At 48.0% G+C, this 15,156-nt stretch carries 19 protein-coding genes; 4 read left to right on the plus strand and 15 right to left on the minus strand.

Translation table 11 applies throughout. From position 1 onward, the window contains the following. The 9 genes from QT397_20675 to QT397_20715 form a co-directional block, all read right to left on the minus strand. Entirely contained in the window at positions 1-1,365 is a 1,365-nt protein-coding gene (locus QT397_20675; protein WNZ55254.1) for an IS4 family transposase, read from the minus strand. Positions 1,366-1,534: 169 nt separating this feature from the next. Further along, the gene (locus QT397_20680) at positions 1,535-2,167 is read right to left on the minus strand and encodes a hypothetical protein (GenBank protein ID WNZ55255.1); all 633 of its coding nucleotides are present in this window, start codon (positions 2,165-2,167) and stop codon (positions 1,535-1,537) included. 275 nt (positions 2,168-2,442) lie between these two features. Next, on the minus strand, positions 2,443-3,045 hold the full coding sequence (locus tag QT397_20685; GenBank protein WNZ55256.1) for a hypothetical protein: 603 nt from the start codon (positions 3,043-3,045) through the stop codon (positions 2,443-2,445). 459 nt (positions 3,046-3,504) lie between these two features. After that, entirely contained in the window at positions 3,505-4,044 is a 540-nt protein-coding gene (locus tag QT397_20690; protein WNZ55257.1) for a hypothetical protein, read from the minus strand. 146 nt (positions 4,045-4,190) lie between these two features. Continuing rightward, entirely contained in the window at positions 4,191-4,475 is a 285-nt protein-coding gene (locus tag QT397_20695; protein WNZ55258.1) for a hypothetical protein, read from the minus strand. A gap of 99 nt (positions 4,476-4,574) precedes the next feature. Continuing rightward, positions 4,575-5,126 carry a hypothetical protein gene (locus QT397_20700; GenBank protein ID WNZ55259.1) on the minus strand — a complete coding sequence of 184 codons (552 nt, stop codon included), beginning with the start codon at positions 5,124-5,126 and terminating at the stop codon, positions 4,575-4,577. A 74-nt stretch (positions 5,127-5,200) separates the two neighbouring features. After that, a complete protein-coding gene (locus tag QT397_20705; GenBank protein ID WNZ55260.1) occupies positions 5,201-5,563 on the minus strand; it encodes a hypothetical protein in 363 nt (120 codons plus the stop codon). 27 nt (positions 5,564-5,590) lie between these two features. Continuing rightward, positions 5,591-6,064 (minus strand): hypothetical protein, encoded by a 474-nt coding sequence (locus QT397_20710; GenBank protein ID WNZ55261.1) that lies wholly within the window; start codon positions 6,062-6,064, stop codon positions 5,591-5,593. 86 nt (positions 6,065-6,150) lie between these two features. Continuing rightward, positions 6,151-6,450, minus strand: coding sequence for a hypothetical protein (locus QT397_20715; protein WNZ55262.1), 300 nt, complete (start codon positions 6,448-6,450; stop codon positions 6,151-6,153). A gap of 210 nt (positions 6,451-6,660) precedes the next feature. Here QT397_20715 and QT397_20720 point away from each other — a divergent pair, with 210 nt between their 5' ends. After that, the gene (locus QT397_20720; protein ID WNZ55263.1) at positions 6,661-6,846 is read left to right on the plus strand and encodes a hypothetical protein; all 186 of its coding nucleotides are present in this window, start codon (positions 6,661-6,663) and stop codon (positions 6,844-6,846) included. 78 nt (positions 6,847-6,924) lie between these two features. Here the strand turns inward: QT397_20720 and QT397_20725 are convergent, their stop codons facing one another. Continuing rightward, complete coding sequence (locus tag QT397_20725; GenBank protein WNZ55264.1) at positions 6,925-8,133, minus strand: transposase; 1,209 nt, start codon at positions 8,131-8,133, stop codon at positions 6,925-6,927. 370 nt (positions 8,134-8,503) lie between these two features. On the opposite strand from QT397_20725, the gene QT397_20730 reads away from it, so the two are divergent. Next, positions 8,504-9,583 carry an integron integrase gene (locus QT397_20730; protein WNZ55265.1) on the plus strand — a complete coding sequence of 360 codons (1,080 nt, stop codon included), beginning with the start codon at positions 8,504-8,506 and terminating at the stop codon, positions 9,581-9,583. 59 nt (positions 9,584-9,642) lie between these two features. Here QT397_20730 and aroC read toward each other — a convergent pair whose 3' ends face one another. Together aroC and prmB are read right to left on the minus strand one after the other, a co-directional pair. Further along, positions 9,643-10,719 carry a chorismate synthase gene (aroC, locus tag QT397_20735; GenBank protein WNZ55266.1) on the minus strand — a complete coding sequence of 359 codons (1,077 nt, stop codon included), beginning with the start codon at positions 10,717-10,719 and terminating at the stop codon, positions 9,643-9,645. Positions 10,720-10,892: 173 nt separating this feature from the next. After that, the gene (prmB, locus tag QT397_20740) at positions 10,893-11,816 is read right to left on the minus strand and encodes a 50S ribosomal protein L3 N(5)-glutamine methyltransferase (protein ID WNZ55267.1); all 924 of its coding nucleotides are present in this window, start codon (positions 11,814-11,816) and stop codon (positions 10,893-10,895) included. A 341-nt stretch (positions 11,817-12,157) separates the two neighbouring features. On the opposite strand from prmB, the gene folE reads away from it, so the two are divergent. Together folE and QT397_20750 are read left to right on the plus strand one after the other, a co-directional pair. Beyond that, positions 12,158-12,700 (plus strand): GTP cyclohydrolase I FolE, encoded by a 543-nt coding sequence (gene folE / locus QT397_20745; GenBank protein ID WNZ55268.1) that lies wholly within the window; start codon positions 12,158-12,160, stop codon positions 12,698-12,700. Between the two features lie 54 nt (positions 12,701-12,754). Beyond that, the gene (locus QT397_20750) at positions 12,755-13,099 is read left to right on the plus strand and encodes a 5-carboxymethyl-2-hydroxymuconate Delta-isomerase (GenBank protein ID WNZ55269.1); all 345 of its coding nucleotides are present in this window, start codon (positions 12,755-12,757) and stop codon (positions 13,097-13,099) included. Here QT397_20750 and QT397_20755 read toward each other — a convergent pair. The 3 genes from QT397_20755 to QT397_20765 all read right to left on the minus strand — a co-directional run bounded on the left by QT397_20755 (position 13,096) and on the right by QT397_20765 (position 15,156). Beyond that, the gene (locus tag QT397_20755; GenBank protein WNZ55270.1) at positions 13,096-13,974 is read right to left on the minus strand and encodes an alpha/beta hydrolase; all 879 of its coding nucleotides are present in this window, start codon (positions 13,972-13,974) and stop codon (positions 13,096-13,098) included. The genes QT397_20750 and QT397_20755 overlap by 4 nt on opposite strands. A gap of 121 nt (positions 13,975-14,095) precedes the next feature. Beyond that, the gene (gene sixA, locus QT397_20760; GenBank protein ID WNZ55271.1) at positions 14,096-14,548 is read right to left on the minus strand and encodes a phosphohistidine phosphatase SixA; all 453 of its coding nucleotides are present in this window, start codon (positions 14,546-14,548) and stop codon (positions 14,096-14,098) included. A 125-nt stretch (positions 14,549-14,673) separates the two neighbouring features. Further along, positions 14,674-15,156 (minus strand): DUF4389 domain-containing protein, encoded by a 483-nt coding sequence (locus tag QT397_20765; GenBank protein WNZ55272.1) that lies wholly within the window; start codon positions 15,154-15,156, stop codon positions 14,674-14,676.

The following is a 15,156-nucleotide window of genomic DNA, read 5'->3' on the forward strand; positions in this document are numbered from 1 at the left end:
TCATTTAAGTTCATTTAAAGCCTCTGCTGCCTCCATATAATGGAGAAGTTTAGTGTACCCCTGCCAAACGGTTTTAACTCCAGGCTCACCATCGCCGCTCCGCCCCAGAAAGCCTCCAAGTCCTGCCAACATACGAGTTATATCTCTCATACTTGGAGCTTCATTTGGTGGGGAGGTTTTAGCTTGCATTATCCATATCATACGCCACTCTTTTTCAGAGTAGACTTTCGTACACGACGTATCAGGAAGCGTTCGTGCCCGTGTTGTCATGGAGTGTAGACGCCACCCAATAATCATATAGATTGCAATACAGTTCAGCATTCGCTGCTCGGTTCTAAAGCGATTACTTTCTATCTGGCATCCGCCTTTCACCACTCGGAAATAGGTTTCAATTTCCCATCGACTTCGATACCACTCAATAATGATCCTCGCTTGCTTAAAGTCCTCAACTGCAAGATCGGTCAGCAGCATCCATTCAATACCTTTTTCCCCTTCTGGTGGGCTTAATTCCTTAGCAAAGACTGCGTAGAGAGAAAGAGGTCGTTTTGATTTTCCTTTTCCCTGCAATCTTACTTCTGCAATGGATACACTGACCTTAGCTTCCCTTTCTGGCTGTCCATTCCTTTTGGGGATACCTACTGAGTATTTCCCGATGGACTTCTGCTTGGTCATATAGTCCCAAAGTAAAGTCGTATCTTCTCCTTCGATCTCTAAACTACGATTAGCCTTGGCTCGAATAATATAGCTTGCACGCCGCTGTTCATTTTGATCTTCAGCTAATTGAAACCACTCATGAATATCCCCCTCTCTATCCGCGATGCTCACAATCGTGGTTTCAGGGCAGCGCTCTTGTATCTCACAAGCTGATTCATAATGGTCTAACCAGCGTCGACTCTCTTTATCTTGTATCGACTTGGTATAGCGAGAATTAGCACTAGATTCTTTATCTCGCTGCCACATGCTACCCTCAATAATACCCAGATTATCTCTGGATGGTGTTATAGCGATAGACGTATGTAGGAGCTGCTGATTAGTCTCTTTGCGTCGGAGTGTTCCCATTTCTTTGCTTTCTAAATCGGTAGCAAAATTTAGGAAAGTGGTATCCTGAGGGATAAGAACAACTGGTTGAACCTTGATTCTTTCAAGAGTGGCTGATTTATGGCCACTCATAATGGAGTCAAAGCTGACTTTATCATTTTCGATAAATCGATAGGCTGCAAAGGTTTCTGCCCAAGACTTGTTTGCACAGGGAATGCTACCCTTTGGGTCGGAACTTAAATTACTGAGAATATTGGACAAGCGCTTATTCAATCGTGTATCACCCATAACCTGATTTTTCACTTCGTCCCTGACCCAGTCCTGCATAATTATCCAGCCAAATTTGTAGCCCCTATAACGTACAAACTGTAACTCATTGATTTTTATAATAAAACTGAAAAAACTTGTGTATAAAACTTAGCGCCCGGCTTATCGGCGAGCCGAAGGCGAGTCCGGTGGAGGCGCTGAAAGTGCCGGAACGTAATACAGCCGCTTGTTAGGTTTCATTTAGACACCTTACCAGACAGGTTACCATTGTTTGATTGGACTTTTTTCCGTAAGCATCAATTTCTCGAATTACCTTAAGCCAATCTACTACTAGGGATTTGTCCTTCTTTACCTTTTCTTTGTCAGAATTCCACAGCGCTTGATATTGACGCTCTTTATCTAAGAGTTTATCTAGTTTTTCCTGGCACTTTGAACACCTAGAAGGAATCCACCATACAAACCTTTTCTGTATTTCATATGCTTCTTTTTGATCCTGGGCTGAGAAAACACATGAACAAGAGCATGTACGGCAGCTGTAAGAGATATTTTCGTAGTGAGTCGCTCTACTATCATAATGACCACCAGAAGACTTCTGGCTTGAATCTGACCACTTAGATTTGTCGATTTCAAATTCCATTTTATAACTAGAGCCCGATGCTTGTGGGAAACCTAACGCCGCTAGCAAGGGCAGCCGAAGCAACGCGTAGGCTGTCCAGCCCAGCCCCGAAGGGGTTGGGCGAGCTTGCCTAGCCTGGTTATGGTTGGCGCGCTCGGGACCGGCTACCAGCACTTTGCCAGCCATAGTTTGGCTGGCCGCTGCCCAATATTTACGAGGAAAGAATACCGCACTTTCCCCAACCAATTCCTATTTTACTGGCACTCCACGAAATTGCAGCAGACTGCCCACCTCTACCACACTTGAGCAAATACCCTAGGAACGAAACTGCTTGAATAGCAACCAGTAAAAAGGGCTCAATATCGGCTGCAATTTAGTGGCACTAAAGCTTCAGTTACTACGAAAAATCAATAAAATCGACCGCCACAATAACGCAGCGATAATCGGCTGGCGCTGCATAGCAGCGGCAGTCCGGTGGAGTCCTGTAAGGCCGGAACGAAATTCATCGCCTTGTTACACATTCAGCACCAGTAGTTGAAGTCGGTACCATCGATGTCAATGCAATCACCAAAGTCAGATATTTCGAAATCAGTGATCTCTTCCTTTGTATTTTCTGAGAAGGAGAACAAGCGCTGAGATAGCAGTGTAGGTTCGATTTTTTGATCCGATTTAGTAATAGTGTTTGCAGCTTTCAGCAAAATTCCATTAATGTCGTCTTCGCCAGACTCTTCTACTGCATCATGGTAAGAATCGAAATCAACGATTTTTGGATATATAGCCTGGAACTCCGCTGATACCTTAAATAGATCTTCAGGCTCACAGATATTGCAGACAGACTCACCTTTATTCCAAATTTTCAATACAGGGCTTCCATCTGGTAGAAACAGCGAATAACCGACACATGTTTTAGAGCTAACTTCCTCAAGAAATTCATCAAGCACAAATTCATCATATGTATCTTCATCAAACACACACTCAAATATATGATTGTTCGCACCGTCAGCTTTGTAAGAACGCACCATAAAACGAAATTCAGATAACCCAATACTTTCTGACCCGTAGTCGAAGATCATATCTTTCAGCATTTCCGGTGTAGTATCTGACATTATTACTTGTGTTGACATAGTCCTTTACCTCTGAGGATTGTTTATCTTGTGTAACGTTGCCAGCAAGGGCAGCCGAAGCGGAGCGTAGGCTGTCCAGCCCAGCCTCCGGCTGGGCGATCTTGCCTGGCCTAGTTATAGCTGGCGCGCACTGAACGACCTACTTGCTCTCTGCCAGCCAACTTTGGCTGGCCACTGCCCGATAAATTTACAGGAGAAAATACCATATTTTCCCCTCCGGATAACTATCCGATTGGCACTCAACGATGGCCTAGCAGGCTTGTAGGGCTTACTGACTGAAAGCGAAGGCACTGGAACGGAACTGCGGTACCAACTTGCAGGAAAACTCTCAGGAAAAGTGTGCTCAGATAGAGATTGATGCTTGCAGCAGCTACAAAACATCTAAATATTGACCGCCACAATAACGTTGCGAGCAGTTGGCGCGTCTTTCGCGTCCGCTGCCTTGCTTTGTTAAATGTGCTATTGCTCTGCATATTGAAACAAAAGTTTATATGGGTACTTAAAACCCGAAATTTCAGATTTTATTTTTGTGTGCTCACCGATTGGGTTAAAGCTATCTATATCTACCGCCCCATAATAATGTAATAGCGTGAACGGCATACCTAAATCATAGATAGATACACATACCATCTTTTTAAGATCTAGCTCTTTGCAAGAAACCTCATCCTTACCCCTTGAAGATACTGAAAGATACCTAAATTCCCTTAGGCCCTGCCTCCATTGCCACTCTGAATATGCATATGTGACATTGTCAACAACTATCAACGAAGCATCAATTTTCGCATTGAGAGGAGCAAAACCAATTGTTACGGAATTATCAAAATTAACGTCGAACTCCACACCATTGTCACTTTTCCATTTCAGAAAGGTATCGGCATGATCTTCTCTAGCAAAGATCGTGAAGGCTCCGACTTGATATTTGCTTGGTCCAAAAACAATGTAGAAAATCTGACTGTACTTAGAAAACAGCCAAATATTTACAATGGTTAGTATGAGCATGGACGCTAATATTTTTTTGATACTGACACGCTAGTGATCACCATTTAACGCTGAGCTAACCGGCAGCCAGTGCGAAGCACGCTTTTGGCAGTCCGACGGAGGCCGCTTGCGGCCGGAGTGTAGTTGAGCGTTTTGTTATGTGTCTGCTACTCATCATCTAATGTATCCTGCGCTGATTCCCTTAGCCATTCATCAGCTTGCTTTTCTTGCAGCAACCATTTAGCAAGAGGCTTCGTTAGCGGATGATTTCGAATGCTCAGTTTGCCTAGTGCGATAGTTGCACAATTTGGCTCTGAGACATAATCCTTTATAAGAGCCACCAGAGTATCATCTGAAACTGCCTTCCAATCAGGCTCTGACGGATATAAAAACTGAATCTCATTTGCCTCTGAGAGATTTAGATCCCTCACATTTATCGTTTCAAATTTCATATCTGGTTTTGCACATAACGACTACAACAGGGGCGGCCGGAGCGTAGCGTAGGCTGTCCCGCGAAGGGCCAAAGGCCCGCAGCAACCTGCTTGTACTTGTTAGCCTTGCGATGCATCATAAGACATTATTGCTACAAGTTTAGAGTTGGGTTGGTTAGAAAGAGTTATAACCCACTGCTCCATTAATTTGGCTCCACGAAATATCTTGTATGAAGTGGTTTCCAATGGGCCAGATTTAGAAACGATTTCTTTTTTATAGCTGAAGCCTGACCCTTTAGGCGGTAACCATGCCTCCATGCTGGCCATAAGTTTCTCTGGGCTACCTTGATGAATAAAGACTGAACACAACCCTCTATCTTGAGCAGCAATAGCGAAATTGCCATGCTCATTTTTGGAAACCCAAGCTTTTCCTTTGTGGCCTTGTAGATATTGGTTAGCGAGCTCCCTTTTAGCTTCGGTGAACCCCATTTCTTTGGCTTGGCTTTCTACTTTGGCAGGCTGAGCACGAGTAACGACACAGGCACCCATATAAAGTTGAATTGGATATGACTTGCGAAGAGCCAATGATTCAGCACTATCTTGAGATGCTTGCGATACAGACGAGATAATAGCGATCAAAAGGGCTGCAAAATATTTCATCATCTCTCTCATGTTTTAGAGCCTAACGCCCGCAGTTGCGGCTGGTTTGGAGCGCAGCGAAAAGCCAGTCCGACAACCTGCGCTTGTTAAATGTTTTTCTTCATGTACTGCTTAAGGTCGTCAATGCTATCGGCGATCTTATCAGCATACTGTGATTCCATACCGATGGATGGAATTGTAAATACTTCCCCTTTTGCATTTACTGCCAATATTTCGTTGCTTCCGCTGTCCCCGAAGCCAGTGAATTCTGGAGCATATTCTGAGAATTGATACTCTTTATTGAACTGATCAATTTCTTCAGGCTTCCAGATAATGTACCAAAGCGGATCAATCTCAAGTTCGCCTTCTACGTAACCTTCATTGATTAATTCTTTAACTTTTTGCTTGATATCCATGATGACATTTAACGACCGCCGCAAAGGCCGACCGAAAGGGAGGTCCAGCACCATGAAATGGTGCGATTTTGCCGGCGCTTGTTAGGCATTTTTAATCTCCAAACTCGGAAGCTTTACTTTTGGTATCGGCTGACCCGGCCTCCAATCAGGAGGTAATCTCGGGCCTCTGAGCTGGAACGGTTCTTTTGGAAAGGTGCTTTCTATAAATCGCTTATTTGTAATATTTTCACTAGGACACACTTCGATGACTAAATGCGTAGCTGTTACTGCAAAAGGAGAAATATGTATCCACTCTGGGTACCAACCTTTTTCATTTAGAAGTGTATCAATCACTTTCTCAGACTCTACAAACAATCTAGTATTAGGCAGCTTAACTTTACCTAGCCCAGGCTCCCACTCCTGATCATCAATATCAAAAACGCGATAAAACAAAAGCTTATCTGGAAGTGGACCGATGCACGACTCTTCATTACATCTTTTTACGCAGCGGGTGACCTCTTCTAGAAACATTTCTAGAAAAGCTTCCTTCGTAAACGTTTCTTCAATTAGTTTCATAGCTTTACGCCTAACGCCCAGCACACCGGCCGACTGAAGCGCAGCTGAAGGAGGTCCAGGCCGAAGGCCGAGGGTGCTGCTGCTTGTTAACTGTTTGTGCCAAAACCATAACTATATAACTCCGGAAAAAGAACCCCAAAACCAATTAAAACCAGAACAACGACCAAACCAATACAGATTGCTTTAGCTGGATGCAACTCTTTGCCACCTGGATTATCGATAGCGCCCGGCATGTTTTCTGGCATATGGATTATTTCACCAAACACACCCAAACCAGCAACAATGATAAGAGACAGATAAAAGCTCGCTCCGAAGAAGAACGATATAGCAATGACGAACGCTGCAGCCAGTATAGTTCTTATTGCAATTCCTTTAGCTTTACTCATGGCTCAGTGAATACAGTTAACGTTGCCAACAGGGGCAGCCGGAGCGTTTGCGTGCGAAGCGCGCCGCGTAGGCTGTCCAGCCTAGCCCCATAGGGGCTGGGCGAGCCTGCTTGGCCTAGTTATGGGGCCCCATTGTATAATAAGTAACCCTGAATTATCCCATAAAATAACACGCCCACCACAACACTACTTGGAACATAGTAACGAGCGTTGTTTACCGGTAAAGCCGCCGTCAATAATGCTGAACAAACTGCTGAAACCATAGCAACACCAAACCAGTTTCCCTTTAACCCTGGTGAAACTGCCCAAAGTACATATGCCATGGGAATCAAGCTTGAAGCAAAAAGACAAACCATGAATTTCCAAAGATATACACTTAATTTTTGGTCTTTGTGAATTTGGCTCAATTTCTAGCCCTATAACGCTTAGATAACCTGCACTGCAGGCGGTAAAAAAAATGACCTGGCATTGAATTTAGGCCGAACTAAAGAGGCCCATTCCTGCAGTGTCTGGTTCATCGCCATGTTGTACATTCCCGCCGGCACTATCTTGCCGAGCCGCCCCCTTTATAAAGGAAATTCCTTTTTTCGCCTTAGACCACACTCGGCCAGTCAACTTTGTAGATTCATGGCACTGCCCACACTCTACCATCAGATCTTGGATTTGCAATCCAGCTGGGAGTCGTTGATCTTTCATTAAACCCACTTGATTACTACATAGATCGTGCTTTTTCTTATTGCACCCAGCATATAATCCATAACTCCGTACCATGTGTTTTCCTATTGGAGGTATGTGCTGCAAGACACGTCTTAAGAACTCCTGAGGCTTTAACCGAAGTTGCTTACGTCGCTGGTCACGGTGATCAAAATAACGAAAATCCAGCCCCTTATGATCCACGTTTAATATCTGCTTTGGCTTAAGCGGGCCACCTTTGATGTAGCGTGAAAAATACAGCAGAACGCCTTGACCATGCTCATACCGTTCTTGAATACGAACCGACCATTCCTTGCGATAGCAAGCTTTAAAGAGGATATCAAACTGGCCAATTGACCAACTGGGAGGAAGCTTGAGTAACCCGGCACGATACTGTTCTAATAAAAGCGCTTGAAATTTTCCCCTATAAAGACTCTTAACCACTCGCACAGGCAATAAATATTCACCTGTTTCTTTCCATTTTTCCCTTAAAGTCAAGCCGCCAGCAGTTATCAAACAGTGTATATGGGGATGTAAAGTTAACTGTCTTCCCCAAGTATGCAGAGCCATAAGCATCCCGGGAGTTACTCCGTGATAGTCTTTACTCGCCATTAATTCAAACAGGGTTTCTTTACTCGACAAAAAGAGTATATCTGTAAGCTTCTCTTCGTTGTATTGCCATAACGGCAGATACTCATGAGGTATAGTAAAGACCACATGAAAATGTTCTGTATCAAATAATTTACGACGCTGCTGATCAACCCACTGGAGCTGTTTTCTGCCTGAGCAGAGGGGGCAACTTCTATGCCTACAAGAATGATGCTGTTCAGTGACATGGTTGTGCTTACAACGATAATAACTGCTTCCCATCGATTTTGTACGGCATTCTTGTATCGAGGAGATAGCCTTTAAATTTTTTAGTGGTTGCGCAGTTTTAGATAAATAACCACTGTACGCAGAAAATATATTTTGCAATACCCGGTTATGCATTTTCTAAAATGCCTCTTATAATTTAAAAGTGGCACCACTCCCGCGCAGCGGGTTTGTACAACAGTTAATTCAAAAGAAGCGTCTTTATATCACCCTTCTATATAATTCTACTCACTTCTTTCAAGATAACCTCAAAAATCCAATAATATCAAAAAGTTAAGAAATTTGGCATATTTCTCTACAGGTAGATATATAGCAGCCGCTATATATCTACCTGCTTTTTCTGCTCTTTATAACATTACCACCCCTATAAAAATCAAAGAGATAGATCGTTACCTCCAGAAATAGGAGAAGCTTCTCTTGAATTCTGATATTGACAGCAGGACAAAAGAGTAAATACTGTATATAAAAACAGTCTAAGGGCAATATCATGGACGACATTCGCCACAAAATCCCAGGTAAGCCTGAACGATTTATGGACAATCTGCGATTTCATATTCGAAAGCAAGGACTATCGTACCGAACAGAGCAAACTTACACCCATTGGATTAAACGTTTTATTCATTTCAACAAAAAGAAGCACCCTGCTGATATGGGAGCTGTTGAGATTGAGACATTCCTCTCTCATCTTGCAGTTCAGGGCCTTTGCTCAGCAAATACACAGCGAATAGCTCTGAACGCTTTGATATATCTGTACAAGAGATTCTTAGGTAGGGATATTCAGGCTCTGGACTTTAAACTGGCAAAACAACAAAAGTTCTTGCCCGTGGTTTATAGCCGTAGAGAAATATCAGCAATTTTGGATCACCTTGAAGGCACCTACAGATTACAGGTTGAGCTAATGTACGGTAGCGGCCTTCGCAGCGCCGAACTGCTTTCTTTGCGTATAAAGGATATAGACTTCGACAGCAATAATATTTTTGTTCGAGGTGGTAAGGGGGATAAGGATCGCACTACGATATTACCTAATGGGTTAATTGTGCAGCTACATAGGCAGGTGGAGTCTGTTTCCCTATTACACCAACAAGATCTTTTGGCTGGTTTTGGTTCGGTTTATTTACCTAACGCTTTGGAACGAAAGTATCCAAGTGCAAGCCGACAACTGGCTTGGCAATACCTTTTCCCTTCCAGCACCATCGGCCAATGTCCTCGCTCCGGTGAAAACAGAAGGCACCATATGCACGCGTCAACTTTAGCGCGCCAGGTTCGTATAGCTGTCAAGCTAGCGGGAGTCAACAAACCGGCTCGTTGCCATGCATTTCGCCATAGCTTTGCGACTCACTTGCTCGAAGCGGGTTATGACCTGCGCACGATTCAGGAACTGCTAGGGCATTCAGATGTTAGTACTACTGAAATTTATACCCATGTCGTAAATCGGGGAAATAAAGGCGTTTTAAGCCCTTCAGACCGACTGCGCAACATTAATAAAATTGAGGAGGCTGGAGCTAACTATTTTGTTGGGAGCAAGGTGGGGGAAGCCCAGGGGCTTGGCTTATTGGCTGCATCTTAGTAGCGAAGAGATTGGATACCGGGCTTTCGCCGGTATCCAATAGAAAAAAGCCGATCGAATTATCCCGGTGTTACATCTCCGTTTTGCGCGCGGTGGCGCAGTGCGTGATCGATCAGAACCAGGGCCATCATGGCTTCGGCGATAGGCGTTGCTCGAATACCAACACAGGGGTCGTGGCGGCCTTTGGTAACGACTTCAATGGGATTGCCGGAGCGGCAAACGCTGCGGCCGGGAATGCGCAAACTGGAAGTCGGCTTCAGGGCGATATGGGCAATGACGTCCTGGCCACTGGAAATACCACCCAAGACACCCCCAGCATTATTCGACAGGAACCCCTCTTCTGGAGTGATTTCATCTCGGTGCTCAGTGCCCTTCTGCTCCACGCTGTCAAAGCCAGCTCCAATTTCCACGCCTTTTACCGCGTTAATACTCATTAAGCCGTGGGCCAGATCTGCATCCAGGCGATCAAAAATAGGTTCACCCAGTCCGGCTGGGACGCCGCTGGCGTGTACTGAGATACGCGCACCGATGGAGTTCCCCTCTTTGATCAGCTCCTGCATATAGGTCTCCATGTCGGGGACCCGATCGGCATCCGGGCTAAAGAAGGGGTTTTGTTCTACCTGGTCCCAATCCAGTTTTTGTACTTTGATCGGGCCTAATTGTGAGAGATAACCGCGCACTTCAATGCCGTACTTTTGTTTCAGCCATTTTTTGGCGATGGCCCCAGCGGCAACCCGCATGGCAGTTTCACGGGCGGAGGATCGGCCACCCCCACGGTAGTCGCGAATGCCGTATTTTTGCCAATAGGTGAAATCGGCGTGGGCAGGCCTTACCTGTTCAGCGATATTGCTGTAGTCCTTGGAGCGCTGGTCGGTATTTTCAATCAACAGACCAATAGGCGTGCCGGTGGTTTTTCCCTCGAAAACACCGGAAAGGATTTTTACCTGGTCGGGTTCGCGGCGCTGGGTGGTATAGCGGGAAGTGCCGGGCTTGCGGCGGTCCAGCTCTCGCTGAATTTCTTCTTCACTAATCTCCAGACCCGGAGGGCATCCATCGACGATACAACCGAGCGCGGGGCCGTGACTTTCGCCAAAGGTGGTGACACAAAACAGCTTGCCAAAGGTATTGCCCGACATAGACGACTTTTCCAGCTAATAGGTGGTAAAACAGGATGGCCCACAATAGGGGCGCGCATTATAAATGATCTGCCCGCCCCAGTGCGCAGACTGGGGCAAAAAGCACAAGTGTCCGCAGAACCGGGCTTGTACCCATAACCCGGCAACCGAGATTGCCGGGGAGGCAAAAGGAATTATTCCTTTTCGAAGTAGGGTTGATAGGCGAGTAGCTCTTCCCGGCTGATGGCAAAAACACCGTGGCCACCATCCTCAAACTCGGGCCACATAAACGGCACCTCCGGGAAGGCTTTTTCCAGGGCTTCCCAGCTATTGCCCACTTCGCAGATCAACAGGCCATCGGGCTGTAAGTGGTTGGCAGCCTCGCGCAGCAAGCGGCGGGTAAAATCGAGACCGTCATCGCCAGAGCCCAGGGCTATATCCGGCTCAGCGTGGTATTCCTTGGGCATTTCGGCCAGATCGCGGGCATCGACATAGGGCGGGTTGCACACGATCAATTCGTAACTCATACCGTGCAGGCCGGAAAATAGGTCCGACTGCACTGCGCGCACGCGTTCGTTCAACTCGTGACGATTGATATTGATCTGTGCAACTTCGATCGCGTCCTCGGAAATATCACTCACATCGACACGCGCTTCCGGGAAGGCCTCGGCACAGGCGATACCGATACAACCGCTACCACAACAGAGGTCCAGAATCGCCAGGGGCTCAACATTGAGCCAGGGCTGGAAATTGTGGCGAATCATCTCGCCAATCGGTGAACGGGGTACCAGTACCCGCTCGTCCACATAAAATGTCATATCGCAGAAATGCGCTTCCTTCGTCAGGTAGGCCGCCGGTACCCGCTCGCTAAAGCGCCGCTCCAGGATAGTGAGTACGTCGCGGCGCTCCTCCATGGTCAAACGGGCCTGGAGTATCTCCGGCTTACTGTAAGGGGGGAGATGCAGGGCGTGGGTTACCAGCAAAACGGCCTCGTCCCAGGCGTTGTCGGTGCCATGGCCGTAGTAGAGGTCGGCCTCATTGAATCGGCTGGTCCCCCAGCGGATATAGTCCAAAACCGTGGTCAGTTCGTGGAGGCTTGTTTCACGCCTTTCTATCATCAATCTATCCTTAAGTGCTTTGTATCTTGTCGGGGCCCACTGTCACCTGCGGGTGCCCTCTGTTGTTGCTTCAGAGGGGCCAATCAATGCCCGGGGAGTGTAGTTTGCTCACACCAAATAAGCGACGAGTAAGGTTAAGTGGCCATTTTACAGCTGCTGCCTAAAGGCCCTAAGCCATTTTTCCGCCCAACTTCCTCTGCCCTGCTAACAAAACAGCCTTCGCCAGTGGTCGTCAAATAACAGCTAACAGGCTTCTGGGGCCGCGTGGATCTTTACTCTCGGGTTACAAACGCTTAGGGTAGCGCACCCGCCCTTCGGGCTGAGATGTTGGAAAGAGCAGCATGAACGAACATTACGCGCGAATTATTGAAGCAATCGGCGAAGATCCGCAACGCCCTGGGCTCAAAGACACCCCGGAGCGCGCCGCCAAAGCCATGGAATACCTGACACGCGGCTATAAACAGACCGTGGAAGATGTAGTCAACGACGCGCTCTTCCCGTCCGACTGCAGCGAAATGGTGCTGGTTAAGGATATCGAACTCTACTCCCTGTGTGAGCACCACCTGCTGCCGTTTATCGGCCGCGCCCACGTAGCCTATATTCCCAATGGCAAGGTCGTTGGCCTGTCCAAGGTAGCACGCATTGTGGATATGTTTGCGCGCCGCCTGCAGATCCAGGAGCAGCTGACCGTAGAGATCGCCGAGACCCTGCAAAACGTTACCGGTGCTGCCGGTGTCGGCGTGATCATCGAAGCCAAGCATATGTGCATGATGATGCGCGGTGTGGAAAAACAGAACTCTGTGATGAAGACTTCGGCTATGCTCGGTACTTTCCGCAGCAACCAGGCCACCCGCAACGAGTTCCTCTCCCTGCTGCGCCAGTAAACGCCACAGGTACCCAGCGGCCGCCAGGGCCGCTTTGACCGAGGAGTGACCGCTATGCCTCACCTGATCATAGAGTATGCGAAAAATCTGGAAGAGAAGATTTCTATCGCTGCACTGGTCAGCTCGGCTCAGGAGGCGATGCACCGTTCCGGTTTATTCGCCTCTCACAATATCAAGACTCGCGCCAAGTCCTACGATCAGTTTATCGCTGGGGACAATGGCAACAGCTTTATCCACGCAGAGATCCGCTTGCTTGAAGGGCGCTCTACGCGGGAAAGGGAAGCATTGAGCTCGGCGGTTTTTAACAGCCTGTGCCAATTTGCCGAGGGAGTTCCCGCAGTCTCGGTAGAGGTGCGGGAGATGGATGCCAGCTGCTATTCCAAGCGGGTTCCCTTCTAAGCGGTTTCACCGCGCAAGAAAGGCCCAAACCACTCTGCAATCGCCCGGGCACCACTCTCCTCCAGGTGCAAGTGGTGGCTTCCGGGAATCTCACGTGCCTCAATACCCGGAAACTCTTGCAGCACAGGGCGCAGGCGCTTGAGCATATCTGCGATACCATTTTCAGCGAGAACCAGCTGCACCGGCATTTTCAATCGGGATAAGTAAGCTTTAATCTGTGGCTCATTGAGCTTGGCCGTGGAAGCCGCCATCAGCCGGGGATCATTACTCCACATATAGCCACCCTCCACTTCCCGGGTGCCTCGCTCGGTCAATACCTGCGCAGCCCACTCAGTTAGCGGAAACATGCCATTCTTGCGCGCTTCGACAGCCTCTTCGAAGGTACCGTAAACCCGCAGCTTGCGCGTGCCGTAACGGGCTCTCTGGGCAATAGCTTTGGCCAGGTTCTCCGGAGCCTTTTCATCTTCGGTGGAGGGGGGCACCAGGCCATCGATCAGTGCCAGGCGCTTTACCCGATCGGGAAAAGCACCAGCGGTTATCACCCCGGCGATAGCACCTCGGGAGTGCGCCACAATGGAGAACTTGCGCCAGCCAAGCGCGTGCACCGCCCCCAAAATATCTTCCGCCTCTTCCCAGATGTTGTAGTTGGCATCGAGTGAGCGGTGATAGCTGCGTCCGTGGCCCGGCATATCTATCGCTACCAGATTAATTCCGCTCAGCAGGGGAGCCAGCCGACTGAAGGTGGCACAGTTATCCAACCAGCCGTGAAGAGCAATTACCGGCTCTCCCTCCGGATCGCCCCACTGGCGTGCGGCAATCGACTTGTGATCAAACTCAAGGGTGATTTCACGGGGAGTGATTTGATTTATCGCCAAAGTGATATCCACCGGATAGTGACTAAAACAGGTGGTGAAATGGTGCGGCCCACCAACAACATCCGCAATGACAGTTGTGATCAGCGCAATAGGGATTTACTGGCAGACACGACCGGAAAAATTACTCTGCGTGCTGCAACCACTCCAGGTCAGCGCAACCATTAGCCCATACATCCGCAATGACACAGGCGAGGCTGGAAGTGCCCATCGGATGTTCATTACCGCTGCCACAGAGGCCATTGAGCAGGCTGCCCACCAGAGGCTGGTGACTAACCAGGAGAAGCGGGAAGGTATCCTGGGTTTGCAAATGGTCGAGCAGTTGCTGTGGGTGGGTATTGCCGATCAACAGCGGTTCGGTAATAACGGGCAACCCCAGTTGAGCGGCAGCAATCTCAGCGGTTTCCTGGGTGCGTACAAATGGGCTGGCCCAAATAGCCTTTACCGCCGCCAGTTCCTCGGCGCGCTTTTTACAAACCTGTGCAACCTGCCTGCGCCCGCGCTCTGTCAGGGCTCTCTCTGCATCATTGGCGAGCATGGGCTCGGCTTTACCGTGACGCAAAATAAACAGCTGCATGGGGCTTCCTCAAGGGTAGGTTGTTACTTTGTTGATATCTGCGGGATTATTCGTAGGGAGGGCAGCAGATATTTATCCGGTGCCCACGGATAAGGCACCGGATAAATTAGCGATAGGAAAAGCAATTAGTTCTTGTCGACAGGTTTGTCAGCGTCGTCGGCACTTTCCTCAACCAGCTCGGGCTTTTCACTGCTCTCGGGCTCGGAGCTACCCAGGATAATGGCATCCTCGGCTTCGTCTTCAGCCTTGTCCTTTTCACGCTTTACTTCCGTAGAAACCACTTCTGCAGAAACATCTTCGGCGCCCTCGTAACCAGACAAATCCTCTACTTCAGATTCAGGCCACTCGGCAAACGGGAAAGGCTTTTCGTCGGAGTTGTAGATCAGGAACTGGATCGCCTGGTAAACATAGGAGGCGAGCTGATCGCCAAAGCGACGCAGATTATCGTTGGATTTCCCGCTGATAATCGAAAACAGGAATTGCAGTATCACTACCGCCATCAGTAACCACGCGGCAACCTGAAGGCACACTGCAAACAGCACCATATAGATAAGGCGCACCCACTGGTTGCCGGAAGTAAGATTGCGCTTTAGATCGTCATTTTTCAT

It is taken from the genome of Microbulbifer sp. MKSA007 (genome assembly GCA_032615215.1).
Lineage (GTDB): Bacteria > Pseudomonadota > Gammaproteobacteria > Pseudomonadales > Cellvibrionaceae > Microbulbifer.

Bases quoted from the DNA above. Each gene is read 5' to 3' on its own strand.
- QT397_20705 (WNZ55260.1), bottom strand. From the start codon at position 5,563: ATGGTGCTGGACCTCCCTTTCGGTCGGCCTTTGCGGCGGTCGTTAAAT.
- QT397_20725 (WNZ55264.1), bottom strand. From the start codon at position 8,133: ATGCATAACCGGGTATTGCAAAATATATTTTCTGCGTACAGTGGTTAT.
- QT397_20685 (WNZ55256.1), bottom strand. From the start codon at position 3,045: ATGTCAACACAAGTAATAATGTCAGATACTACACCGGAAATGCTGAAA.
- QT397_20750 (WNZ55269.1), top strand. From the start codon at position 12,755: ATGCCTCACCTGATCATAGAGTATGCGAAAAATCTGGAAGAGAAGATT.
- aroC (WNZ55266.1), bottom strand. From the start codon at position 10,719: ATGTCGGGCAATACCTTTGGCAAGCTGTTTTGTGTCACCACCTTTGGC.
- QT397_20700 (WNZ55259.1), bottom strand. From the start codon at position 5,126: ATGAGAGAGATGATGAAATATTTTGCAGCCCTTTTGATCGCTATTATC.
- QT397_20675 (WNZ55254.1), bottom strand. From the start codon at position 1,365: ATGCAGGACTGGGTCAGGGACGAAGTGAAAAATCAGGTTATGGGTGAT.
- sixA (WNZ55271.1), bottom strand. From the start codon at position 14,548: ATGCAGCTGTTTATTTTGCGTCACGGTAAAGCCGAGCCCATGCTCGCC.
- prmB (WNZ55267.1), bottom strand. From the start codon at position 11,816: ATGATAGAAAGGCGTGAAACAAGCCTCCACGAACTGACCACGGTTTTG.
- QT397_20695 (WNZ55258.1), bottom strand. From the start codon at position 4,475: ATGAAATTTGAAACGATAAATGTGAGGGATCTAAATCTCTCAGAGGCA.
- QT397_20765 (WNZ55272.1), bottom strand. From the start codon at position 15,156: ATGAAAAATGACGATCTAAAGCGCAATCTTACTTCCGGCAACCAGTGG.
- QT397_20715 (WNZ55262.1), bottom strand. From the start codon at position 6,450: ATGAGTAAAGCTAAAGGAATTGCAATAAGAACTATACTGGCTGCAGCG.
- QT397_20710 (WNZ55261.1), bottom strand. From the start codon at position 6,064: ATGAAACTAATTGAAGAAACGTTTACGAAGGAAGCTTTTCTAGAAATG.
- QT397_20690 (WNZ55257.1), bottom strand. From the start codon at position 4,044: ATGCTCATACTAACCATTGTAAATATTTGGCTGTTTTCTAAGTACAGT.
- QT397_20730 (WNZ55265.1), top strand. From the start codon at position 8,504: ATGGACGACATTCGCCACAAAATCCCAGGTAAGCCTGAACGATTTATG.
- folE (WNZ55268.1), top strand. From the start codon at position 12,158: ATGAACGAACATTACGCGCGAATTATTGAAGCAATCGGCGAAGATCCG.